This window comes from Clostridium sp. KLE 1755 (assembly GCF_000466465.2).
GTDB lineage: Bacteria > Bacillota > Clostridia > Lachnospirales > Lachnospiraceae > Eisenbergiella > Eisenbergiella porci.
Genome location: NZ_KE992779.1, coordinates 119,025 through 142,117 on the forward strand (window position 1 = coordinate 119,025; position 23,093 = coordinate 142,117).

Sequence of the window (23,093 nt, forward strand, 5' to 3'; positions counted from 1 at the left end):
TCTTATCGCAAAGTAATACAGCATTTACATATTTCCCTAACAATTAACAGTTAATATATAAATGCTGTATCGCATAAAAACAAGAATTCATTAAGAAGCATCTTCAGTATTAATTGTATACTATAGAATCAGTAATATTGTATAATGTATACTCCTCATCATTTATAATTGCATAATGAGTACAATATACTCGATAGGTTTTTCCAACTTCAGCTTTCAAGTATACTACCGATCCCATATAATAATCAGAATCATATGTATAATGATCTCTTATTGTAATATCCTTCCAACCTAATGTTGTTTTTTCTTGAAGCACAATATCTTTACAACCGATTTCTGTTGCTTCTGTAGTTGCTCGAGTAGTAAATGTAACTCCTACACCATTCTTATTAATCCCAATGCCCAAATCACAAGAGGCTAAGGATTCTTCTGCAAAAACGGTAGTTTCATTTTCTGAAGATGCCTTAATATCGATTTGTTCAACAGGAATATCAATAAAATCAGTGCTACTATCTGAAGCCTCCAAATTAGTTGGTTTTGCTAATACTACTCCGACCAAAACTAATGAAATAAATACTCTTAATCTTTTTTTCATCTTTTCTCCTTACTTTCGAAAAACTTCCTCCTAATGAATTCTTCTTATAATTATTCTACCAATCTATAGAAAAGTTACAAAAAGCAGCTATCTCCCTTTTAAAGGATAATAGCTGCCTTTTGTAATGATTATAATTTAAAATTATTAATGATTCGTTTTAATTCTGTTATATCTACATTAGTATTTACAATATAAATCTCCTGACCATCTAAAAAATAAGCCTCTAATTGTTCGTTCTTTTTATAATACTGAACCTTACCATCATTTGATTCATCAACTTTTTCCCATTCACTGTCAAAGGACAATATGTTCTCAGAATAATCTCTTTCATATATATCGATTTCTATTCGTATATAAAGTTCTTGATAATTATATCTCGCTATTATAGCTTTTTTAGACTCCATACTATCTATACATATATTTTCCATTTTAAAGTTTTCTGGCATATACTGTGGCTTTAATAGTTGCTTACCAACTATACTCTCTATTTCATTCCATCCACTATAATATACAGCAGATCCACTCGCATCATCAATCCCATCCACATTCCCAGTAACCGTAACCTTCGTCCGCCCAACCTCGTCCCTAACCACCTCAAAGAACGATTTCTTCTTCAAAGCATAACTCCCGAAATTCACCGACAACATCAAAACCAGGCAGGCCGCCGCACCGGTAGCGATCCGAACCAGCCTCCTCCTCCACTTCACTCCGTTCTTCTTACCATTTTCCCTGGATTCCATAACATCGCCATTATCCGGCTCACTGTCAGCTCCAGGCTCCACATCCAACACAATACTGTCCGTCCCGCCAAAACGAACCGCAGCTTCCTCCTCACCGCCGCCCGCAGCTTCTGCATTTACATCTGCATCTGCGGCCGCCGCCATACCCATGCCGCTACCGGACGCCGCCTCTTCGGCTTCCGCGTCCGCCTCCGCAAACTCCTCCTCCAGCCCATACCGGCTCTTAAACCTCTCAAACGCCGCCTCCGGATCCGAGGGAAACTTCGGATCATCCTCCTTCGGATCAAGCACATCAAGAAGCCTTACGATAGCGTCCACCTCTTTATCGTCAAATTCCTCCTCGCTGGCCTCATAGGTGTACCAGTACAGCTTTTCATACAGTTCCTCAATTAACTTTTCATCACGTTTCCCTTTTCCCTGTGTCATAACTTGTCTCCTATGGAAGTAATCAGCTGAAATGTAAGATTGCAGACACTGAATAAAAACGGCAGAAGCATACTGCCGCGTATTTTCTGCTTCATTCTCAAAATCCTGACCTTAAAACAGTTCTCGGTAATCCCCAGCTTCTTCGCCATTTCCTGCGATGTATACCCATATTCATAATAGCACCGGAGAAGCTCCAGCTCTTCCTCCGACAGGATCTCACCGACAGTGGAATAGGCCTCCACCATCTTGAAATCATCCACCCTGCTCCCGTTTCCCAACGTAGCATTATCCAGAAGGAAATCAAAATCAAGACTGTACTTTCTCTGTTTTTCCTCCCACTTCATCACCTTGTTTTTGGCGGTGATGCGGAGCCAACCGTGGATATTCGGATGATTCACCAGTTCCTTCCGCTTTCTGTAGAATTCATAGAAGGTCTCCTGCGCAACATCCTCAACCGCGTTGCTGTCGGTGAGCATTCGGCGGACATACCTTACTATCTCATCGAACTCTTCATTATACAGTTCTTCGAAAAACTTTTTGCTATCCTCCATTGGCCCTCTATCCTCTTTCGTCATATTACCTTCTTTCAGGTCAAATGGTCTTCTTTCCTGAAGCGCCATACATATGGCCATCCCCCCGCCCCTGCCTGTCCCGTTTTTCCTGGAAGACACAGAACACCCTGTCCGCAGCCGCATGTAAGTGCCTGCACTATTTATACAATTTTGTCAGATTTTCAAGAATCTGCTCCAGGACCTGTGTCTTATCCTTGGGACAATCCTTGAAAATCTCTACCACTGTTTTATCAGAAGTCAGTTCTCCTGTTAAAAGATACGTAGGATCCAGTCCCATTCTTTCATAAACCAGCAAAATTTTTTCTATGGAAAGCCTTTTATTTCCACGTTCAATCTCTCCATAAAAAGTCGTGGACATTTCCAGAAGCTCCGCTGTATCTTCCTGCGTCATCTTCAGTTTCTTTCTCTGCCTGCGCAGACGTTCTCCGATTTCAACCAATACAAGTGTTGCCGCCATTCCGATTCTCCATTTCCAGTTTTTTCCTAAGGTACGTTATTATGATACTGTGATTAAGAATGGCTTTTTAGCAACTATATATTTGTATTTGTCATGAAAAAACTACTATAAATTATGATTTCTCCTTTAATTGTATTAAAAAAAGAGAAGGGAGCGTTATCCTCTCCCTTCCCGAAAAACTCTGCCGCAGTCCGGATTGTCAGAAGTTCTTTAAATCCTCTATCAGCTCATCTACGTTTTCTTCCAGAGTAGCCCAACTGGTACAGAATCTTACCGCGCTGTGAGTTTCATCCACACGCTCCTGATAGCAATATCCATATTTTTCTCCCAGCTTTTCCAGAACCGCATCCGGAATTATGGGGAAAATCTGATTTGTCCTGTTCTCCACCAGCATAGGATAGCCTTTTTCCAGAAACGCGCTGCGCAGCTTTTCGGCCAGGCGAATCGCATTCTTTGAAATTTCCATATAAAGATTATCCTCAAACAGCGTCTCAAACTGGATTCCCAGCAGACGGCCCTTTGCCAGCATTCCACCCTTCTGTTTGATAAAATAGCGGAAATCCTTTTTCAGTTCTTCATTGGCTATCACCACCGCTTCCCCGAACAGGGCGCCCACCTTGGTGCCTCCAATGTAAAAAACATCACAATGCTGCGAAAGGAAAGGAAGATCCAGCTCATTGTCCGGCGCCGCCAGACCGTAGCCCAGCCTTGCCCCGTCCATAAACAGATACAGTCCGTATTTTCTGCAGACGCTGCTTAAATCCTCAATTTCCTTCCTGCTATAAAGTGTCCCGTATTCCGTAGGATTGGATATGTAAACCATTTTCGGCTGCACCGTATGCTCAAAGGAATCATCATTGATATGGGCAAGATACAGCTGCTCCACCTGGCCGGCATCCAGCTTGCCGTCCTTGTGCGGGACAGAAAGCACCTTATGTCCCAGTGATTCCACCGCCCCGGTTTCATGTACATTGATATGTCCGCTCTGTGCGGAAACCACCCCCTGATGGGAGCGAAGAGCCGCATCTATAACCGTCATATTCGCCTGTGTGCCGCCTACCAGGAAATGTACCGCCAGAGTATCGTCACCGCAGGCCTTTCTGATCAGCTCCGCCGCATGCCGGCAATGGGCATCCTCACCGTAGCCGGGAGTCTGCTCCATATTGGTTTCCAGCATTTTTTCCATCACCTTCGGATGAGCGCCTTCATTGTAATCGCATTGAAATAAAATCATTTGTATTGTAACTCCTTAATTGTCTTTTTTCTTCAGGACTGCCAGCACATAATCCCATACCCGTTTGGTGGAAGAAATGCTCAGCCGTTCCTCAGGCGTATGGATATCCTTCATATCCGGGCCGATGGATACACAATCCAGGCCAGGCAGCTTGCCCGCCAGGATGCCGCATTCCAGGCCGGCATGAATGGCTTCGATTCTGGGCTTTTTCCCATACATCTCTTCATAGATTTCCACCATTTTATCACGAAGGGCGGAATCCTGACGGTATTCCCATGCCGGATAATCCCCGGAAATCTCATAGGTGCCGCCCTGGGATTCCAGAAGCAGGCATACCTTGTCTATAATCATCTGTTTTTCGCTCATGACAGAGCTGCGGACGGAATAATCCAGTTCCAGAACGCCATCCGCCATTTTCAGGATGCCCAGATTCAGCGAGGTCTGTACCAGCCCTTTAATATCCGCGCTCATGGCCTGGATTCCATTGGGCATCATGAAAAGGAGCATTTCTGCTTTTTCAGTGCTTTCCTTTGTAAAAGCCTCCCATTCGCCCTGTTCTTTTCCTGCCACAGTAATTGAAATACCGGGATCCGTAACGGAAAATTCCCTGCGCAGAATCTCTTCAAAGGACTTCAGGCTTTCCTCCAGTGCCGCACACTCCTCCTCACGGGCAAAAATCTGTGCATGGGAAGAGGAAGGGATCGCATTGTCCGCACTGCCGCCGGTCATGTCCATAAAACGGAAATCTCCGTTTTTTCTGCAAAAATGGATCAGCCTTCCCAGCATGGCATTGGCATTAGCCCTTCCTTTGTCAATCTCCGCACCGGAATGGCCTCCCAGCAGGCCTTCCACGCCTACCTGGTACCGATAGCCCTGCAGCTTCTGTGTCTCCACTTTAACCCTGCCGTGGACCCTTGCGCCGCCTGCACAGCTGGTAAGCAGTACGCCTTCTTCTTCGTTGTCCAGGTTCAGCATCCTGCGGCCCCTGCACATGGAAAGATCAATTCCATTCGCCCCTTCCATGCCGGTTTCCTCGTCCACGGTTATGATAACCTCCAGACGGGGATGCTCGCAGCTGTCGGAATCCAGAATGGCCAGCGCATAAGCCACCGCGATTCCGTCGTCGCCTCCCAGCGTGGTATCCCGCGCCAGAAGATAATCTCCATCCACCTCCAGATCCAGCCCTTCCTTTGTCATATCCCTGGTACAGCCGGGCTTTTTCACCGCAACCATATCCATATGCCCCTGGAGAAGGATCGGCTCCTGCGATTCATAGCCTGCCGAAGCTTCCTTAATGATGACCACATTTTTCAGCTCATCCTGTACATACTCAAGATTCCTTGCCTTCGCAAAATCCACAAGATAATCGCTTATTTGCTCCACATTTCCCGAACCGTGAGGTATCTGACAGATTTCCTCAAAAAAATGAAAGACTTCCTTTGGCTCAAGCTGACTAATTTTGCCCATACTCTCTTTACTCCTTTTATATGTTTCCTTGTGTAATACCTCAAACCTATAAAGCGGCCTGATAGAAGTCTATCAAACCGCTTAACAACTCCCCGAGTAGGGCTCGAACCTACAACAACTCGGTTAACAGCCGAGTGCTCTACCATTGAGCTATCGAGGACTATGAAATTAATCAGTGATTTCTCTCACTAGATATGATTATAGTTTCCAGTATTCCCCTTGTCAATAGAAGATATTCACTTTTTCCCGGTTTTCTTTGAAATCATTTGCAGCCCTCACCCCATCAGGGCTTCGGCCACCGCATCCCTGCTTCCCGGCCTCTTTTTCCTCCGTCCCGTACGGACAGGCTCTACATAGTTTCGCCGCGTCCATCCTCCCGCCAAACCCGTTCCCTGTTGCTCTCACGGATACGCTCCTGAAAGGTCAGGCAGGGCTCTCTCCGTTTTCCCTGCTCTGTAAATTTTGCGGAAAAGGCGATGAAAATCATATAAATATAGGGCATTCCCAGATTGGTTTCCAGCAGGGAATTCACCACAAGCGTAGCCAGCTTTGCCTCCAGCGTCTCAAATCCCGCGCTGCGTACGCCACCGATTAAAAGCCCCGCTTCCCAACCGAACTGTGCCAGGATTCCGATGCCCAGCAACCAGAGGACAGGCGCTTTTAACGCAGCTTCCTTTCTTGTAATGTTCCATATGACAAGCCCCAGATAGCCCACGATGAGAATGGCAGCCATATAGCCGTGGTAGGCTCCCGTTGTCCGCTGGATGATCACCGGCTGCTGCGCCCCGCCGAACGCCGTGGAAATCAAAGGGCAGCAGATCCACCAGCCTATCAGCAGCACGGACCATTCCAGCAGATTTTTATCCTTGGAAAGCCACAGCCATATCCATGTAAAATTGGTAAAACCAAAGCTCATTGACATCCACAGCAGAACCCAGAAAAGGCTGTAGCCGTTTTCAATGGAACGCGCATGGCACAGCAGGTGGAAAATCCCATAATCCACCGCCATATAAACCAGTCCGAAAATCAGCCCCACCACTACCGTCGTAAACTTCTTTTTATAAAGCAAAAGCCCCATGAAAATCAACAGGAAAATAATATCCAGCCAGATATAAAGAGGATCGAACTGCCGCCTCGCTATAATTTCTCCCATGCCGTATCCCTCCGTTTTTGTTATCATACCTGCCATTATACCATAGCCTGACGGAATAGGTTACCTGATATTATATGATGCTTCTTTTTTCAAAGAACAATGCGTGAGCAGCCATGGCTGTAATTAACAGAGCGGCGGCATGATTTTTTCATACCGCCGCCGTTTCCCTTCAACAATTCTTTTTTCACACTTTTACAAATACGGAGGCCGGCTGTTTACAGCGTGGGCAGGTAAAGCCTTCCGGCAAAGGCCCTTCGTGAATATATCCGCATACAGTACAACGCCATTTTTCTATTTTTTCTTCCTTTTCCTCCTGTTTCTCCCTGTCGTTATCAGGCAGCAGTTCAAGCAGCCTTTCGGCAGCTTCCTTCGGGAACTCCTCCCCAGGAGGGTTATTAAGAAGCGACTGCAGCAGGCTGTGGGTATTGCCGCTCTGTGGCAGCATATAGCCGGCTTCCCGCAAAATATCCTCGGCCATGAGCCGGTTCGATTTTGCTATGGCTTCCGCCAGCTGTTTTAATACCGGTGAGTCCCCATTTTCCGCAAGCTGCCGGGCAATCCTCTCCTGGACGGTCTTGCTTTTCAACAGCGCATACAGGGCATCAGCCACATTTTTTTCCTTGGGCTGCTGGGGCGGGTATTCCGTGGGAACCATGGAAATCGCGCCGGACGGGCAGCTTTGTGCACAGACGCCGCACCCGATACATTTATTCACATCAATAATACTGTTCTCCGTATCCGCAGCCCCAGTGGGACACACATACAGACACAGACAGTCCTTCGTACATAAACGGATGTTTCTTACCGCGATCTTCTTCATCCTGCCTGCCCCCTTTCCACCTTTGTCATTTTCCAGCCTGGCACCTTACATACGGGACAAAGCGCAGGAGGCGTATCGCCTATGTAAATAAAACCACAGATATCACAAACATAAATATTTGTGTGCTCCAGCAGCGCATCCCCTTCCTTTTCATACCTCTGTAAAATGGAATTTACGATCCTGCTGACCTTTTCTCCCCAGACCAGGGCACGCAGCGCGCCTCTGTCCGGTTTTACTCCCGCTGCTTCGTTCGCGGCAGGATACCCCGATTTCAAATCCACATGCAGCATGGAAAGCAGTCTGCTTATATCCGCCTCCGGTTCTTCCGGAGTGATATTTTTAAAATAATCGGCCAGCTGCATAAACAAGGCTGTTTCTTCTGATAAATATTGCTTCTCGCTGCCGCGGGCCAGATTGGAACAAAGAGCGGAAAGCTCTCCTGCTGTCAGCTCCCGAAGCTCTTCCCTTTCTTCCCCGTCATTCCCCATCTTCTCCGCATTCCCGGACAAAATCGGGACTTTATACGCCTCCCCTGCAGCTGTTTGAGCCGTTTCCTTCTTTTCTGGTTCAGGCTTATTCACAGCGGCCGCCTGTTCCCTGAATTCTGACTTTCCGGCGCCGCACACAGGGCAGACCCAGCCCTCCGGCACTGCCTCCCACGTAGTGCCAGGTGCGATTCCTCCGGCAGGATAGCCCGCCGCTTCGTCGTAAATGTAACCACAGACCGTACATACATACTTTTTCACGCCTTTACCTCCTTCTTTTTATCACCTATGCTTGTCCTTCTCGTCATAATAATAATATATCAGCTTCCGGCTTATTATTCTGTGACCAAGTTACAGTAATGATAATAATTACTATTTTATTTATAAAAATAAAATACCTTTCTGCAATTGGCCCCTGTTCCTTTTGAAAAGCATTTATCATTATTGGCCGTGTTTCTAATCTTACCAGCACTTTTTGGGCTTTCTTAACCAAAATACACGCCTTTCAACCTTTTAAAGTCAAAAAGCGTGTATTTCATTTAAGCTTCATATATCCCGTCACCGATAGCTTTCATACAGATCCTTCATATGCTCATCCATCACTTTTCCGGCTTCTTCCGCATTCCCCGCTTCGAAAGCTGCCAGAATCTTCTCATGATAAAACAGCCCGGCCTGGTTTCCCCTCTTCTGGACGATTTGGTCAAACGCACTTTTCATCACCTCATTTAAAATGCCATAAATGCGTATGATTACGGAATTCCCTGCCAGCTGGGCTATTTTCAGATGGAATTCGTAATCCAGCCGGGCAAACTCGGGAAGATAATCCCTGGCCTGGCGCATTCTCCGGAAAATATCCGCCAGCTCCGCTTTCCCTGCATCGTCCGCCCGTCTGCATGCCTCTTTACAGACCGGCCCTTCGATCATGCTGCGAAGCTGCAGTATTTCCTCCAGCCCCTTATCATTGATATAGGCCGCTGAAACCAGAGGGCTCAGCATGGCGGCCGCATCCGGGCTGCGCACGAAGGATCCCTCTCCGAACCGGGTCTCTAAAAGCTCCAGCGCAGACAGCTTCTGCAGGGCATTGCGCACCGTCACGCGGCTGACCCCGAACTGCTGGGCCAGTTCATTTTCCGAGGGGATTTTTTCCCCCGGCTTCCATTCTCCTTCCAGAATCAGCTCCTTCATCTGGCCAAAAACCTGATCGCTTATGCTTTCCCTGCTGATTTTATAAATTGCCATAGCAGTCCCTTTCCTTACAGCAGCCCGGCTTTTTTAAGAATCCCGCGTATTTTTTCCGAATCCCCCTGATCCGCTTCCGGGAAAGGCAGGGAAGAGGCGGCGCTGCCGATGATTCCTTTGATTGCCATCGCTTCTTTAATATAGGGAATAAAAGGCGTCCCCACCTGGTAAATTTCCATAAGCAGATCAATTTTCTGCTGAATCGCTGCAGCCTCAGCCAGATCCTCCCTGGCAAAAGCCTCCGTCCATGCGTGGCACAGTCCGGGAACCAGATTGGACAGCCCTGCAATGCAGCCATCGCCTCCTGCCAGCACATTATGGGCAAAATTGTCGTCAAACCCGGAATAAACTTCAAACGCGGGGAACTCCCCCTTCACCAGCTTTATCAGCTCTCTCGTATGATCCATTCCAGCCTGGGTGTCCTTATAGCCCACAATATTCCTGTACTTTCTCACCAGCCGCAGCGTGATTTCCGGCGTCAGGTCATAGCCGGTGCGATCCGGAAAATTATACAGGTAGATGGACTGCTCCGGAAGCGCCTCCGCAATCCTGGCATAATACGTTTCCAGCCCTTCGGGGCTCAGCGGGAAATAATAAGGCGGCAGGAGAATGATTGCATCCGCGCCTTCTTCCCCGGCAAAACGGGACAGCGCAAGCAGTTCCTCAAAAACCATGCTTGTCGTCCCCACAATCAGCTGCGTTCTGTGCGCTATTTTGTCAACTGCAAACCGTATCAGATCCTTTTTCTGTTCCATAGTCAGCGCAAAAAATTCCCCGATGCTGCCCAGAAGCAGAATTCCGTCCACGCCTCCTTCGATCAAATGTTCATAAACCTTTCCGCAGCCCTCAAAATCGATGGTTCCATCCTTCCCCATAACTGTGACTGCCGGTGTGATATAACGTGCTTTCATCTTTACCTCCTTTATATCGCAGTTCTGCCTGCGATTTTCATTAATCCGTTGTTTGTAGAAAACCTCCGGGCTTCTCCTGTCTTTAAACAAGGCGCACAATCAGTTTCAGTAACCCGCGCCCTTCATTGCCGAGGCCGCAGCCTGGGTATATCTTTTCAGTACGCCCTTATAGCTTTTCTTTTTCAGCGGCCGGCTGTTCCTTCTTTCGCCCAGGATTGCCTGGACGGCGTCCGCCTCCATACGTTCTCCCGCGATCCCCACAATATCTATCGTCTTTTTCTCAATATCATAGGCCAGAAGATCCCCTGTTTCTATGTAGGCAATCGGCCCGCCGCAGGCCGCCTCGGGAGAGACATGGCCGATGGCCGCGCCTCTTGTGGCTCCGGAAAAACGGCCGTCCGTTATCAGGGAAACCCTGCCGTTCAGCCTGTGGTCACAGCAGATTGCCTCCGTGGTCATCAGCATTTCCGGCATGCCGCTGCCCCGCGGGCCTTCGTAGCGGATAACCAGGATCTCTCCCGGATTGATTTTTCCTTCCACCACTGCGTCGTGGGCATCCTCTTCACAGTCGAAAACCACGGCCTTTCCAACATGGGAGCGCATGCTTTTTTCACAGGCGGAATATTTGACTACCGCGCCCTCCGGCGCCAGGCTGCCCTTCAGCACAGCGATGGAGCCTGACTCCTCCGCCTGCTCTAAAGGAAATATTACCTCCTCTGTATCAAGCCCGTAGTTATGCAGATAGCCTTCCCCTCTTTCCAGGAAATGCTCTTTTTGTATTTCCTCCAGATTTTCCCCCAGCGTCCTTCCGGTTACGGTCAGTACATCCAAATCCAGGTATTTTTCCAGAAGCAGCTGGACTCTTGGGATTCCTCCGGCAAACCAGAAGGCTTCGGTAAGGTGCCGGCCGCTGGGATTGATATTGCCTATGTGGGGAATCGTCCGGTTTATCTCATTAAACAGCTCGGGATCCAGTTCGATTCCCAGTTCCCCTGCGATGGCCGGCAAATGAAGCAGCGCATTGGTGGAGCCGCCTATGGCACTGTGGATGACAATGGCGTTGCGGAATGCCGCGGGCGTCAGTATTTTATCCGGCCGGATATCTTTTTCCACAAGCTCCATGATTTTCCGCCCCGCCCTCCTTGCCATGGAAAGGATATCCCGCATGGTGGCCGGTGCCAGTGCGCTGCCGGGCAGCGCAAGCCCCAGCGCCTCCGCCATGCACTGCATGGTGCTCGCCGTCCCCATGAAGGTACATGCGCCGGCGGAAGGACAGCCTGTCAGCTTATAATCACGGATTTCATCCGGCGTAATCTCATTTTTCCTCTTCTGTCTCAAAGAAATATCGCCCGCCACAAGAGAGGTGGTCTGGTTCGGCCCGGGGCGCATGCTGCCGCCCGGAATAAAAATGGCGGGAATATTGACTCTGGCCGCCGCCTTCAGATGCGCCGGTATGGATTTGTCACAGGAAGAGGAAAGCAGCATCCCGTCCCAGGGCACAAACCCGGCATGCATCTCGATCATATCTGCGATCACTTCCCTTGACGCCAGCACCAGATTCATCCCGTCGTGTCCCTGCGCACAGCCGTCGCAAATATCCGTCACATGGAACTGCGCCGGATGCCCGCCCTTCTCATATACCCCATACACCGCCTGTGTGCTCAGGCCTGCCAGATGTACGCTCCCGGGATGGCTGTCCCCATAAGCGTCCTCCACCAGAATCTGCGGTTTTCCGATGTCCTCCTCATCCCAGCCGCTACCCAGCTGCAGCGCGTCAAACTGCGCCCAGCCAAAACGTTCCTTTTCACTGCGTATTGCCATAGTAACCCCCTTTTTATCCTTGTATTCCGTACGTCTTGTATACCTGTATTACAGGTAACTTCAGATTAAGCCTGCCGGCGGAAAAAGTCAAGTACCATTATGCCCTGTATTCCTATTGACAATTCCCTCTGCAAAGTATATAGTGTGTATTAAGCTAATACACACTGATATTTCAGAAAGGTTCTCACGATGAAAATATTGATTTCCAACAGCTCCGACCTGCCGCTCTACCAGCAGATTAAGGATCAGCTGAAGGACGCCATCCTGCAGGGAGATCTGAAGGACGGGGACAGCATGCCCTCCATACGCCGCTTTGCCAATGACCTGGGAGTCAGCGTCCTCACGATCCGCCGCGTTTACGATGAACTGGAGCAGGAAGGCTTCCTTGTGCAGCAGGTAGGAGTCGGCACCTTTGTTTCCGCCGCCAATGCGGAGCTGCTCCGGGATGCCAGACGCCGTGTGGTGGAGCAGAAAATGCAGGACGCCCTTGAATCCGCACGCGGGCTACACATCCCCCGGGATGAGCTGCACGCCATGCTCGATATTCTTTATGATGATTTTAAAAACACCTGACAAACCATATTTTCCATCTCCGGCCGGCCCTGCCGGACGGCGCTTTACGTCCCTCCATCGCTTTACGTCCCTCCATCCTGTGAAAGGAGCTGTCTGCCATGAAAAATATCATAGAAGTTAATAATCTCACCAAGAAATATCCGTGCTTCACCCTGTCCCAGGCAAGCTTTACCGTACCCGAGGGCTGTATCACCGGTTTTGTGGGCGCCAACGGCGCAGGAAAAACCACAACGCTGCGTGCCATCCTCGGCCTTCTGCAGCCTGACGGCGGAGAAATCCGTCTTTTCGGCAAGCAGTGTCCCCTCCATCCCGGCACAGCTTCCGATTTCCAAAGGAACCTGCTTGCCGACCGCATCGGCGTGGTGCTCGGCGCCGGCGCTTTTTATGAAAACCTCACCATCCGGCAGATGAAGCAGGCAATAGCCCCCGCCTACAGCAGCTGGCAGGAGGACGAATTCCGGAAGCTGTCAAAGCGCTTCGGCCTGGAGCCCTCCAGTAAAATCAAAACCCTGTCCTCCGGCACCAAAATGAAGCTGGCGCTTGCGCTGGCCCTCTCCCACAATGCGGAGCTCCTAATCATGGATGAACCCACAGGCGGCCTGGATCCGTTTGTCCGTGACACCTTTCTTACCCTTCTGAGGGAGTTTATGGAAAAAGGCGGCCGCGGCGTGCTTTTTTCCACACATATCACCTCCGATTTGGATAAATGCGCAGACAATATTATTTTTATCGATCATGGAAAAATTCTGCTGGAGGAGGATAAGGACGCGCTTCTGGACAGCTGGCGCCTGGTCAAAGGTGACCGTGCCTCACTTACACCGGAAAAGGAAACCTTTCTGCGCTGTCTGCGGATTACCGATTTCGGCTTCACAGCAGTCACCGATCAGCCGGAGAAAGCAAGACAGCTTTTTCCGGAAGCACTGTTTGACCGTGCTTGCGTGGATGACATCATGATTGCCCTGTGCGAAGGCCGGCCGGATTCTTTTGAAAACCGGCGCGTCCTGTCACAGGAAATTACGGAAAGGGGGCTGTGAATTAGATGAAAGCACATATATCTCTGATAAAAAAAGACCTGTTCCTCATGGGTAACTATCTTTGCTTTATCCCTGTTTTTACACTGGTGCTCCCCTTTTTCTATTATTGGCGGCTGCCGGATTTTTCCCTGCAGAAGGGAACCGGCCTGCTCATTTTAATTGTGGCTTCCGTTTACAGCGAATTCCTCGCTTATGAACAGATTTTCCTGAAGGATGCGGAGTTTCCAAAGGCGCTCTCACTTCTGTGTGCCTCACCCTACCGCAGGAGGGATATTGTACTGTGCCGGTATCTTCTGTTCTGCCTGGTTTTCATTGCAACCGCGGTTATTTACACCATACCCGCCATGCTGCTGCCCTCCTCCTTCCTCCCCACAATGCCGGAATATGCCGTCGCTTTTTTCCTGAATACACTGTTGTTCTGCATACTTACGCCTCTCCAGTATCAGTTCGGCTTTGAGAATTCCAAGTTTGTCCTGGTAATCATTATCATGGCCTCCTGCTTTCTTCTGCCCGTACTTTTGAAAAAGAACGCGCTCCAGCCGGCTTGGCTGCTTACCCTGCCCTCCGTCCCTCTGTTCCTGGCGCTGCTTTTTCTGTGTGCAGTCCTGCTGTCGGTGTCTGCCACCGTGACAATATGGATTTTCGGCAGAAAAGAACTTATGTGAAAGGAAGTATACCAATGAGATACCCGTTCAACCAGCTTTGCTATATTGCAGGCATCCTGATGTTTTTTATGACACTGACGGAAATCCTCCGCCTGACAGTGGTTCTGCCCCGTTCCCGCCGCACTGCCGCCGTGGTGACCAAAGTACGTCCCGCCAAACCGGAGGATTTATCCCGGCGGAAGGCTGCGGGCCCTGGAAAAAAGAAGGCCTTACCTCTCATGGCATTTGTCACCTATTCCGTGGAAGGCCGGAATTATTTTTCCAGAAATGAAATTCCGGTCCCTGCCGGAACCCAGGTGGGAGATCAGGTGAAAATCCGCTATGCCGTCCATTTTCCTGACATGATAGTGGAACGTTCCTTTTCCAGGCTCCTGCTTTTTGCCGTCTTTTCCCTGCTTTTTTTCCTGCTTGGTTTTCTGGTGTAGATGAGATGGACAAAAAACAGAGGCTCCTTCCAGCTAAAATGAACGCTGATAAAGCTGAAAAAGGTTACTGTTCACTCCGTGACCAGTAACCTTTTTCATTCCATATTTTCTTATCCGGCAATACTTTTTCAGGTTCCGCCGTTTTCAGCGGACACTTCTGCGCATCCCGGCTTTTGCATCACAGGATACTTATTTGGTCAATGCAACCATAATATCGTTGGAACGGTTAACGAACTTGGTCATAGCCTCCGCATCCAGCGGTCCCTGCTGCAGCTTGGCAAGATCGTAAAGCTGTTCACAAATCAGTGCTTCATTCTTATTGTCCTTGTCGTCCTTATGCGCAATCACATACTCAACAAGGGGATGGCTTACGTTGAGCACCAGGGTTTCGCCCTCGCCGCCGAACATTCCCATATCCATGCCGTTCATGGCATACATTTTCATCATATCCTGCATTCTTCTGCTCTCTTCAGAAATGGTGAGGACGGAAGAAACCTTTTTATTTTTCAGCTTCTCAACCTTTACGGTCAGCTTGTCATTCTTAAGCGCCTTGCGGACCAGCTTCTGAAGCTCCTCGGACTGGGCATTCAGCTCTTCCTGGGTCTTCTTGGAGGTCTTTGCCTTGAAGGTATCCGTCAAATCCGCATCGATTCTCTGGAATTTGATGCCTTCATTCTTCATTTCCAGCTGATTGATGAAGGGCTGGTCAATCTGGTCAGGCAGCACGACAGCATCCATCTTAGCCTGCTTGAACATGTTCACGTACTGGCTCTGCACCTTCAGGTCGGTTGCGTAGTAGATGGTCTTTTCCTTCTTTTCCTCTTCTGCGCCTTCTCCTGCTTCTTCCCCGGCAGCTGCTTCGTCAACAACCTCTGCCTCTACCTTTTCGCCGTTTTCATCAACAGCGCTGTCGCCTTCTTCCTTTTCGTCCGGATCAACCTTGTTGACTTCCAGACAGTCAGGCAGCGTCATGTATTTGCCGTCCAGGTTCTTGAAAAGGATATAATCCGTCATCTTCTCGCAGAACTTGTCATCCTTCAGGCAGCCGAATTTAACGAAGGGACTGATGTCATCCCAGTATTTCTCATATTCTTCCCTGTCGGTCTTGCACATACCGGACAGCTTGTCGGCAACCTTCTTGGTGATATAATCGGAAATCTTCTTCACGAAGCCGTCGTTCTGCAGCGCGCTTCTGGAAACGTTCAGCGGCAGATCAGGACAGTCGATGACGCCCTTTAAGAGCATCAGGAATTCCGGGATTACCTCTTTGATATTATCGGCAATAAATACCTGGTTATTGTAAAGCTTGATGGTTCCCTCGATGGACTCATATTCCATGTTGATCTTGGGGAAATACAGGATTCCCTTCAGATTAAACGGATAGTCCATGTTCAGATGGATCCAGAACAGCGGCTCCTTGTAATCCTGGAAAACCTTGCGGTAAAATTCAATATAATCATCCTTCGTACACTCGCTGGGATTCTTGGTCCAGAGAGGATGGATATCATTCATTACAACGGGACGCTTCTTGATTTTCAGCCTGACAGGCTTCTCTTCAGTTTCTTCGCCTTCCTTGGCATCCTCTTTCTTCTCAGGCTGGATGGTTTCCAGAACCTCATCCGTATCCAGCTTCTCAGCTTCATCGATGGTCTGGGTCTCCGGCGTGTTTTCCCTGGAAAGGAAAATCTCTACCGGCATGAAGGAGCAGTACTTCTTAACAACCTCCTGCGCCTTGTATTCGTTGCAGAACTGGAGGCAGTCCTCGTTCAGGAACAGCGTAATCTGTGTTCCCACCTTGTCCCAGGTGCCGTCCTCCATCTCAAATTCCGTACCGCCGTCGCATTCCCAGTGTACCGGAGCTGCTCCTTCCTTATAGGAAAGCGTATCAATGTGCACTTCATCGGCAACCATAAATGCGGAATAGAAGCCCAGTCCGAAATGGCCGATGATCTGATTGTCGTCAGATTTGTCCTTATACTTTTCAATAAAATCGGTTGCGCCGGAGAAGGCGATCTGGTTGATGTATTCCTCCACCTCATCCGCTGTCATACCAATACCATTATCAATAAATTTCAGGGTTTTCTCTTCCGGATTCACGATAACCTGGATTTCCGGCTTATAGCCGTCCGGTAAGGAATACTCTCCCATCACATCCAGCTTCTTTAATTTCGTAATAGCGTCGCAGCCGTTGGAAATCAGTTCCCTGTAAAAAATATCGTGGTCAGAATACAGCCATTTCTTAATAATAGGGAAAATGTTCTCGCTGTTAATGGACAAGCTGCCATGTTTTTCTGCCATAATTCATCACATTCCTTTCTTTTTTTCCACGGACTTTTTTCTTTTGTCCGGTTTTGCTCTAGGAATAAGTGTACTTCGATCTTTAAAAAAAGTCAATAGAAAATTAGCACTCAATTTAGTTGAGTGCTAACAAAAGTATGAAAAATATATAAAGAAAAAATAAACTCAGCTTTTATCTGCTTTCCCTTTGTCCGAACAAGCTGCGAATATTTGAATATCAGTTCTGATAAATTTGAACCGTTACTGTTATATTGTAAAACTGCAACTGTGAGTGTACTGAACAGTTTTCGTAAAACTAATATATTATACAAATTTAATTTAGTTGACAAAGTCAAACAAACAGTATATATTTGACTTTGTCAATTAAATTATACTAACTAAAAAGGAGTCCTGTCCATGCATCCTTCTTTACCTCACTATATTTCCCTCCTGCGGAAGGATTTTACCGAATATTGCGGACAGAAGCTGTCCGAGCAGGGACTTTCCCAGGGACTGTTGTATTTTATTCTGTATATAGGAAAGCATCCCGGCTGTTCCCCCGGCGAGCTGAGCCGTTCCCTTCAAATGGATGCCGGCCATTCCACCCGTTCCCTTACCCGTCTGGAGGAAACAGGCTTTATCCTCCGCCAGGCAAATCCTGCGGATAAGCGTTCCTGCATTTTAGAGCTGACGGACAAGGGACAGGATGCCTTTGACTTAAGCCATGATTTGTTTGACCGCTGGGAGGCGGAGGCTGTCCGGGGCCTGACTCAGGAAGAGCACACACAGCTGCTTGCCCTGCTGAGCAGAATCCTGCCCGGGGAAAGGAAGGAACCACCATGTATGAAACCATAAACAGCTCTGTCACACTGGGTGGACTGACCCTGAAAAACCGGATCATCTTCGCCCCTACCTCCATGGGGCTGAAAGAGGATGAACTTCTTGCAAAAATGGAAGCCATTGCCGCCGGCGGCTGTGCCATGATCATCATAGGGGATGTTCCCGTGGGAAAAAGGGGCTTCCATTCACTTTTTACCCGCAAAGGGGCCGCTTACTACCGCAGGCTGACAGCCGCCGCCCATGAACATGGCTGCCTGATCTGCGCCCAGCTGCATCAGTCGGACTCCGACTGGAAGGGCATGCTGCGTTTTCTTCCCGGCATCCTTGCAAAACGAATTTCCCACGAGGAACTGCGCCGTCTGTTGAATGATCAAATATCCCCTTACATTACCGCGCTCCCTCCGGAAAAAATCTGCAGGATCACCTCCTCCTTCGGTTCCGCCGCCCTGGAAGCCAAAAAGCTTGGCTTTGATATGGTCCAGGTCCATGGCGACAGGATGTGCGGCAGCTTCAGCTCCTCCCTCTACAACAAACGCCAGGATTCCTACGGCGGTTCACCTGAAAACCGGGCGCGCTTTGCAGTGGAATGCATTTCCGCCATCCGCAGTGCACTCCCCCAATTTCCCATAGATTTTAAACTGGCCGTGCGCAGGGAAAACCCGCATTATGGAAACGCCGGCATCCCGCAGGAGGAACTTCCCATATTTGTACCTCTCCTGGAACAGGCAGGCGTAACCAGCTTCCATGTTACACTGGCCAACCACGGCGCTCTTACCGACACCATTCCGCCGGCCAGCCAGCCTTTTTTCAGCCAAGAAGGCTGCTTCCTGGATTTCTGTGATGCGCTGCGCGGGCTGACCGCACTCCCCCTCTGCGGCGTGGGCGGCCTGGTCCATCCTTCTTTTATCGAAGAACAGCTTCAGAAGCACAGGATCGACTGCGCCGCCATGAGCCGCCAGCTCATCGCAGATCCGGATTGGGTGAAAAAGGTGCGGGAAGGCAGGGAGGATTCCATCCACTACTGTATCCGCTGTAATCAGGAATGCCTGGGCGGCATGCAGCAGCACCGGGGTGTCCACTGTATTTATGACGGTCAAATACCCTGCTGCAAGTAACAGAGTATAAGCTTGCAGCGCCGCAGAGCTACAGGCATTTGCCCCGCCGCAGTCACCGGATATCCATACAGGCATGGCCGCCTTGCTCGTTGCCCGCTGAAAAAAATGCCTGTAAAAACATTGCGTTTTAAACGTCAACGCATCGCAATGCCGTATAAGAGCATATGGGAAACCGCTCCGGCAGAAAGGAAAGAATCATGAAATATTCCGTTGTATTCAGCAGCCGCACAGGCAACACCGCACAGCTGGCACAGGCCGTCCTGGCAGCGCTTCCTCCGGAGGACTGTATTTATTCCGGCAGCCTTGATGAACTGATGCAGGCAGGAGAGGCTGCCGGCTGGCAGGAAGCCCCTTATCTGCTGGCAGGCTTCTGGACCGATAAAGGTAGCTGTGATGAAAAAATGACCGTATTCCTTCAGGGAATCCATCATAAAAAGGTCTTTCTTTTCGGAACCGCGGGCTTTGGAGGAAGCGATGCCTACTTTTCCCGGATTCTTGAAAATGTAAGCGCACAGCTTCCTGATGACAATACGCTCCTTGGAACCTACATGTGCCAGGGGAAAATGCCTGCTGCCGTAAAAGAGCGCTACGAAGCCATGCTGGAAAAAGCTCCTGACAATGAAAGGGCCGCCGCCTTCCTCACTAATTTCAGCCAGGCGCTGTCCCATCCTGATGCGGACGACCTGGAAAAGCTTCAGATGCGTATCCGTGATATTTTTACAGAACAAAAGGCTTAGGCTTACAGGCGCAAATATCATAAAATAAAGTGTGCAGGCAATCAATCGCCTGCACACTTTTTTTACACTCTCCTTTATTTAACAATCCCAGGGACAGTCACAAGCCTCTGCAGCAGAGCTCCAATCACTGTCAGACAATTATGGAGTACTGCAGAAATTCATATTTAAGCCTGGTCCCTTCATCCGTTTCCGGCGGCAGAAGCGCCCTGGCTACCAGCTTAATTTCATCAGATTCCTCGTCCGTCCTTTTCAGATTGGCATAATCGCCGTCCAGACTCACCACCACATATTCAAACGTATTCATCCCTGTCCTGCTTCCTTTCCTCATACAGCCGGAAACTACGGCTGCGAAAAATATTTTTTATAAACTTCAAAAAAACTGCTTGTAGTCACCGCATCGTCATGAATCATATTTACAGAATCCCACAGCGGCTCGTTCAGATTCTTCGCCAGGGAGTTCACAAAGCTGTCGTATTCCTGCCCGAAAACCTCATCCTTGCGCTTTTCCACGATTTTCAGCTTGTTCCTATCCGTTTCCTCCCGGTTGAAGGTATTGATGCACTTGATGATCTCATACCCCTCCGCAGTCTCCACAATCCCGCTGATTTCATCCGTCCCCAGATTAAAAGCGGCGGTTTCAAAGGCCACTTCCCGTTCTCCCTTACCGAAGGATATCGTTCCCTGGGGATCATCGCTGTACTTTTCAATGAGTGCTTCGAAGGCTTCCCCCTCCGATGCCGCGGCCAGCACCTCCTGGGCCCTGCGGTAGCATTTTGCCTTTTCCGCGTCCGAAAAAGCAGAAATTGTACCATCCGCATTTTCCGTAACCGTTTTGATCAGGATATGCTGCACCGTGATATTTCTGGCCTCGTCATCGCTGATTTCCGGATTAATGTCGCTGATAATCTGACGGTACACCTTGTCCGCCAGAGCATAATCACGGTACATCCCCTCAATCAGCTGGCTCGTAACCCCCATGGCGCTGCGCTCCGTTTCATTCAGGGACTCATAATACTCGCCGGCGGCCTGCACAGCCAACTCCTCCTCTTCCGGAGAAAGCACAATTTCCCTGCGGGCAGCCAGAAGCGTCATGGCCTTGATCTGGGAAATCTCCGCCAGAACCTTGTCCTTCAGCCGCTCTTCCAAACCTGCCCCCTCAGACTTTGTCTCCCATATTTCCCTGCCGTATACCGACTCATAGGTATTCTGCTCAGTGGTCAGATATACCATAAGCTCAGGAAGGGTACAGGAGGTGTCCTCCAGACGGAATATTTCATTTTTATTAAAACCGGTGGTAAGTACGATTTTTACCGGTTCCGCGCTGCTGCAGGCATTCAGCGGCAGCAGCAGGCAGGATGCCAGAAGGCAGCCCGCCAGCCTCATTGCTGTTTTTTTCATTCTCACTTTCCCATGCTTTTAATAATGCTTCTTGCCACACTCAGGCCGTTGGCGGAAGCCTGCTGAAGCCCTCTGGTCACCCCGGCGCCGTCTCCGATGGCGCGAAGCCCCTTGATGCTCGTTTCAAAATCCTTATTCACCACCACCTTGTTGGAGTAGAATTTCACCTCTACGCCGTAAAGCAGGGTTTCGTCACTGGCGATACCCGGAGTCACCTTATCCAGCGCCTCAATCATCTCCGCGATATCCACCATGATCCTGTGAGGGAATACCAGAGACAGATCGCCGGGCACTGCATCCTTTAACGTGGGGATCAGGTTGTTCCGGCACAGTCTCTCCTCCGTCGTCCTTCTGCCCCTTTTAAAATCACCGAAGGTCTGCACAAGAATCTTACCGCCGCAGAGCATGTTGGAAAGTTCTGCAATTTTACGTCCATACTCAATCGGTGTGCTGAACGGTTTGGTGAAATTTTTGGACACAAGCAATGCAAAATTCGTATTACTCGTTTTATAATCCTGGGATTTATAGGCATGGCCATTCACCACGGCAAGCCCGCCCTCATAATATTCCGTCGCCACCTCTCCCGAAGGATTCGTACAGAAGGTACGCACCTTATCATCAAAGGTAGGCGTATAGAAAATCAGCTTCGCTTCATACAGATTCTCATTCAGGAACTGCATGACCTCGTCACGCACCTCCACACGTACGCCGATATCCACCGTACCCGGCGTTGTCTCTATTCCGATCTGTGCGCATTTATCCTTGAACCAGTCGGCACCCTCACGCCCTACCGCAGATACTACCTCATCCGCCAGGAAGGTATCTCCTTTGTCCGTGACCACGCCCCTTACATGGCCGTTTTCCACAAGAATCTCAGAAACCATGGTATTAAAAAGCATTTCCACGCCCTTTTCAGCCAGCGCCTCCTGCAGACGGGAGTAAATCTTATACCCCTCTTCCGTCCCCAGATGACGGATAGGGCACTCCACCAGCTTCAGGTTTGCATTGATAGCCTCCCTGCGGATTTCCCGGATCTCCTTTTCCTTATCTATACCATACACACGCGTATCCGCGCCAAACTTCAGATAAATATCATCCGACTCATGAATCAGAGCCTTTGTTTCCTCATATCCCAGTATCTCCGGCAGGTTCCCGCCAACATCAGGCGACAGGGAAAGCTTTCCGTCCGAAAAAGCCCCTGCTCCTGCAAAGCCCGTAGTGATGGAACAGGGCTTACAGCCTACGCAGACCTTGGTCTTCCTCTTAGGACACGTCCTTTTTTCAATCGGCCGTCCCTTCTCCACCATCAGGACCTTCAAATCCTTATTCTTCTCCAGCAGCTCATAAGCGCAGAAAATACCTCCCGGCCCGGCTCCGATAATAATCACATCATAATTCTTCTCCATATAAACCCCTGTTCTGCCCGGTCATAAACTTTATTTTCAGCATTTCAAACACCTACGAACCTGTCGTAAATGCCGCACAGTACCCCTCTTTGACATTTCCTGCGCCTCTTACGGCCGGACACCGTAAACCTCCCCGCAGCCATGCTGTTTGCCGGCTTTATTATACCTATTTTACGGGATAAAGTCAATGAAACCTGCTTTTCCATCCAGGGGTGTCTTTCATGTATTTTAACTGTTCATTATCTTCACAGTTCCTGCAGTTCCGTTATATCCAGGGAAGCGAAATGGCAAAAAGAAATAGCATCCCTCCCCGCAAATCATGCAGCGTCCGGATGCTACTCTTTATAGTTTTTTCAAGCGAGGATTATCGGTACGTGGTTTCTGTCTGCGCTCTTTTGAGTTTAACGCTACACAATACTACAGCGGGAAACATCAGCTTCCACCACACACTGCGGCGGCTTATTTTACGGGTTCAGAACCGACTTTTCTTTCCAGTTCTTCTATCCGCTTCATGGCCTTATCAAGCGCGGCAGTCTGGGCAGCAATCAGCTCCTGCATTTCTTCCTCGTACTTTTTCTTCTCTTCCTCACGCCTCTTCTTCTCTTCCTCGTGTCTCTTCTTCTCTTCTTCCAAGGCAGCAGCCTGTGCATCTATCGTCGCCTGCATCTCGTCTATCATATACTGCACTGTGTTCCGATCCATC

General features: G+C 49.2%; 25 protein-coding genes and 1 tRNA gene. 7 read left to right on the top strand and 19 right to left on the bottom strand.

Features of this window, described 5'->3' with window-relative positions:
- Nucleotides 1-109 precede the first annotated feature (109 nt).
- From HMPREF1548_RS27155 to ilvD, 14 genes are all read right to left on the bottom strand, one after another.
- The gene (locus tag HMPREF1548_RS27155; protein WP_021640057.1) at nt 110-595 is read right to left on the bottom strand and encodes a hypothetical protein; all 486 of its coding nucleotides are present in this window, start codon (nt 593-595) and stop codon (nt 110-112) included.
- Nucleotides 596-723: 128 nt separating this feature from the next.
- A complete protein-coding gene (locus HMPREF1548_RS27160) occupies nt 724-1,761 on the bottom strand; it encodes a hypothetical protein (protein ID WP_021640058.1) in 1,038 nt (345 codons plus the stop codon).
- Entirely contained in the window at nt 1,758-2,336 is a 579-nt protein-coding gene (locus HMPREF1548_RS27165) for an RNA polymerase sigma factor (protein WP_198168692.1), read from the bottom strand. Before HMPREF1548_RS27165 ends, HMPREF1548_RS27160 begins: the two co-directional genes overlap by 4 nt.
- 133 nt (nt 2,337-2,469) lie before the next feature.
- Nucleotides 2,470-2,790: a helix-turn-helix domain-containing protein gene (locus HMPREF1548_RS27170; protein ID WP_021640060.1), complete on the bottom strand. Its 321-nt coding sequence runs from the start codon at nt 2,788-2,790 to the stop codon at nt 2,470-2,472.
- A 199-nt stretch (nt 2,791-2,989) separates the two neighbouring features.
- Nucleotides 2,990-4,024: a threonine aldolase family protein gene (locus HMPREF1548_RS27175; protein WP_021640061.1), complete on the bottom strand. Its 1,035-nt coding sequence runs from the start codon at nt 4,022-4,024 to the stop codon at nt 2,990-2,992.
- Between the two features lie 15 nt (nt 4,025-4,039).
- The gene (locus tag HMPREF1548_RS27180; RefSeq protein WP_021640062.1) at nt 4,040-5,491 is read right to left on the bottom strand and encodes an aminoacyl-histidine dipeptidase; all 1,452 of its coding nucleotides are present in this window, start codon (nt 5,489-5,491) and stop codon (nt 4,040-4,042) included.
- 88 nt (nt 5,492-5,579) lie between these two features.
- A tRNA-Asn gene (locus HMPREF1548_RS27185) sits at nt 5,580-5,651 on the bottom strand.
- Between the two features lie 189 nt (nt 5,652-5,840).
- Nucleotides 5,841-6,644, bottom strand: coding sequence for a hypothetical protein (locus tag HMPREF1548_RS27190; RefSeq protein ID WP_051358494.1), 804 nt, complete (start codon nt 6,642-6,644; stop codon nt 5,841-5,843).
- A 184-nt stretch (nt 6,645-6,828) separates the two neighbouring features.
- Nucleotides 6,829-7,464 carry a rubredoxin-like domain-containing protein gene (locus tag HMPREF1548_RS27195; protein WP_021640065.1) on the bottom strand — a complete coding sequence of 212 codons (636 nt, stop codon included), beginning with the start codon at nt 7,462-7,464 and terminating at the stop codon, nt 6,829-6,831.
- Nucleotides 7,461-8,210 carry a rubredoxin gene (locus HMPREF1548_RS27200; RefSeq protein WP_021640066.1) on the bottom strand — a complete coding sequence of 250 codons (750 nt, stop codon included), beginning with the start codon at nt 8,208-8,210 and terminating at the stop codon, nt 7,461-7,463. Before HMPREF1548_RS27200 ends, HMPREF1548_RS27195 begins: the two co-directional genes overlap by 4 nt.
- 43 nt (nt 8,211-8,253) lie before the next feature.
- The gene (locus HMPREF1548_RS27205) at nt 8,254-8,442 is read right to left on the bottom strand and encodes a hypothetical protein (RefSeq protein ID WP_035324214.1); all 189 of its coding nucleotides are present in this window, start codon (nt 8,440-8,442) and stop codon (nt 8,254-8,256) included.
- A 65-nt stretch (nt 8,443-8,507) separates the two neighbouring features.
- Complete coding sequence (locus tag HMPREF1548_RS27210) at nt 8,508-9,188, bottom strand: FadR/GntR family transcriptional regulator (RefSeq protein ID WP_021640068.1); 681 nt, start codon at nt 9,186-9,188, stop codon at nt 8,508-8,510.
- Between the two features lie 14 nt (nt 9,189-9,202).
- Entirely contained in the window at nt 9,203-10,099 is an 897-nt protein-coding gene (locus HMPREF1548_RS27215; protein ID WP_035324217.1) for a dihydrodipicolinate synthase family protein, read from the bottom strand.
- A 105-nt stretch (nt 10,100-10,204) separates the two neighbouring features.
- On the bottom strand, nt 10,205-11,920 hold the full coding sequence (gene ilvD / locus HMPREF1548_RS27220) for a dihydroxy-acid dehydratase (RefSeq protein WP_021640070.1): 1,716 nt from the start codon (nt 11,918-11,920) through the stop codon (nt 10,205-10,207).
- A gap of 189 nt (nt 11,921-12,109) precedes the next feature.
- Between ilvD and HMPREF1548_RS27225 the strand changes: the two genes are divergently transcribed.
- From HMPREF1548_RS27225 to HMPREF1548_RS27240, 4 genes are all read left to right on the top strand, one after another.
- Nucleotides 12,110-12,493 carry a GntR family transcriptional regulator gene (locus HMPREF1548_RS27225; RefSeq protein ID WP_021640071.1) on the top strand — a complete coding sequence of 128 codons (384 nt, stop codon included), beginning with the start codon at nt 12,110-12,112 and terminating at the stop codon, nt 12,491-12,493.
- 98 nt (nt 12,494-12,591) lie between these two features.
- Nucleotides 12,592-13,527 carry an ABC transporter ATP-binding protein gene (locus HMPREF1548_RS27230; RefSeq protein ID WP_021640072.1) on the top strand — a complete coding sequence of 312 codons (936 nt, stop codon included), beginning with the start codon at nt 12,592-12,594 and terminating at the stop codon, nt 13,525-13,527.
- A 5-nt stretch (nt 13,528-13,532) separates the two neighbouring features.
- Nucleotides 13,533-14,192: an ABC-2 transporter permease gene (locus HMPREF1548_RS27235; RefSeq protein WP_021640073.1), complete on the top strand. Its 660-nt coding sequence runs from the start codon at nt 13,533-13,535 to the stop codon at nt 14,190-14,192.
- Nucleotides 14,193-14,206: 14 nt separating this feature from the next.
- On the top strand, nt 14,207-14,617 hold the full coding sequence (locus HMPREF1548_RS27240; protein ID WP_021640074.1) for a DUF3592 domain-containing protein: 411 nt from the start codon (nt 14,207-14,209) through the stop codon (nt 14,615-14,617).
- Nucleotides 14,618-14,806: 189 nt separating this feature from the next.
- Here HMPREF1548_RS27240 and htpG read toward each other — a convergent pair whose 3' ends face one another.
- Entirely contained in the window at nt 14,807-16,915 is a 2,109-nt protein-coding gene (gene htpG, locus HMPREF1548_RS27245; protein ID WP_021640075.1) for a molecular chaperone HtpG, read from the bottom strand.
- 396 nt (nt 16,916-17,311) lie between these two features.
- Here htpG and bilQ point away from each other — a divergent pair, with 396 nt between their 5' ends.
- The 3 genes from bilQ (at nt 17,312) to bilS (ending at nt 19,586) form a co-directional block, all read left to right on the top strand.
- Complete coding sequence (gene bilQ, locus HMPREF1548_RS27250; RefSeq protein WP_035324219.1) at nt 17,312-17,749, top strand: bilirubin utilization transcriptional regulator BilQ; 438 nt, start codon at nt 17,312-17,314, stop codon at nt 17,747-17,749.
- The gene (bilR, locus tag HMPREF1548_RS27255) at nt 17,734-18,849 is read left to right on the top strand and encodes a bilirubin reductase (protein WP_021640078.1); all 1,116 of its coding nucleotides are present in this window, start codon (nt 17,734-17,736) and stop codon (nt 18,847-18,849) included. The genes bilQ and bilR overlap by 16 nt, the downstream gene beginning before the upstream one ends.
- A gap of 197 nt (nt 18,850-19,046) precedes the next feature.
- Nucleotides 19,047-19,586, top strand: coding sequence for a flavodoxin family protein BilS (bilS, locus tag HMPREF1548_RS27260; protein WP_035324290.1), 540 nt, complete (start codon nt 19,047-19,049; stop codon nt 19,584-19,586).
- Between the two features lie 130 nt (nt 19,587-19,716).
- Here the strand turns inward: bilS and HMPREF1548_RS27265 are convergent, their stop codons facing one another.
- The 4 genes from HMPREF1548_RS27265 to HMPREF1548_RS30175 form a co-directional block, all read right to left on the bottom strand.
- On the bottom strand, nt 19,717-19,890 hold the full coding sequence (locus HMPREF1548_RS27265) for a hypothetical protein (protein ID WP_035324221.1): 174 nt from the start codon (nt 19,888-19,890) through the stop codon (nt 19,717-19,719).
- A gap of 35 nt (nt 19,891-19,925) precedes the next feature.
- Complete coding sequence (locus tag HMPREF1548_RS27270; RefSeq protein ID WP_021640082.1) at nt 19,926-20,984, bottom strand: peptidylprolyl isomerase; 1,059 nt, start codon at nt 20,982-20,984, stop codon at nt 19,926-19,928.
- Between the two features lie 2 nt (nt 20,985-20,986).
- The gene (locus tag HMPREF1548_RS27275; protein ID WP_021640083.1) at nt 20,987-22,390 is read right to left on the bottom strand and encodes an NAD(P)/FAD-dependent oxidoreductase; all 1,404 of its coding nucleotides are present in this window, start codon (nt 22,388-22,390) and stop codon (nt 20,987-20,989) included.
- A 459-nt stretch (nt 22,391-22,849) separates the two neighbouring features.
- Nucleotides 22,850-23,093: hypothetical protein (locus HMPREF1548_RS30175; RefSeq protein ID WP_021640085.1), on the bottom strand; the 244-nt coding region annotated here is incomplete at its 5' end.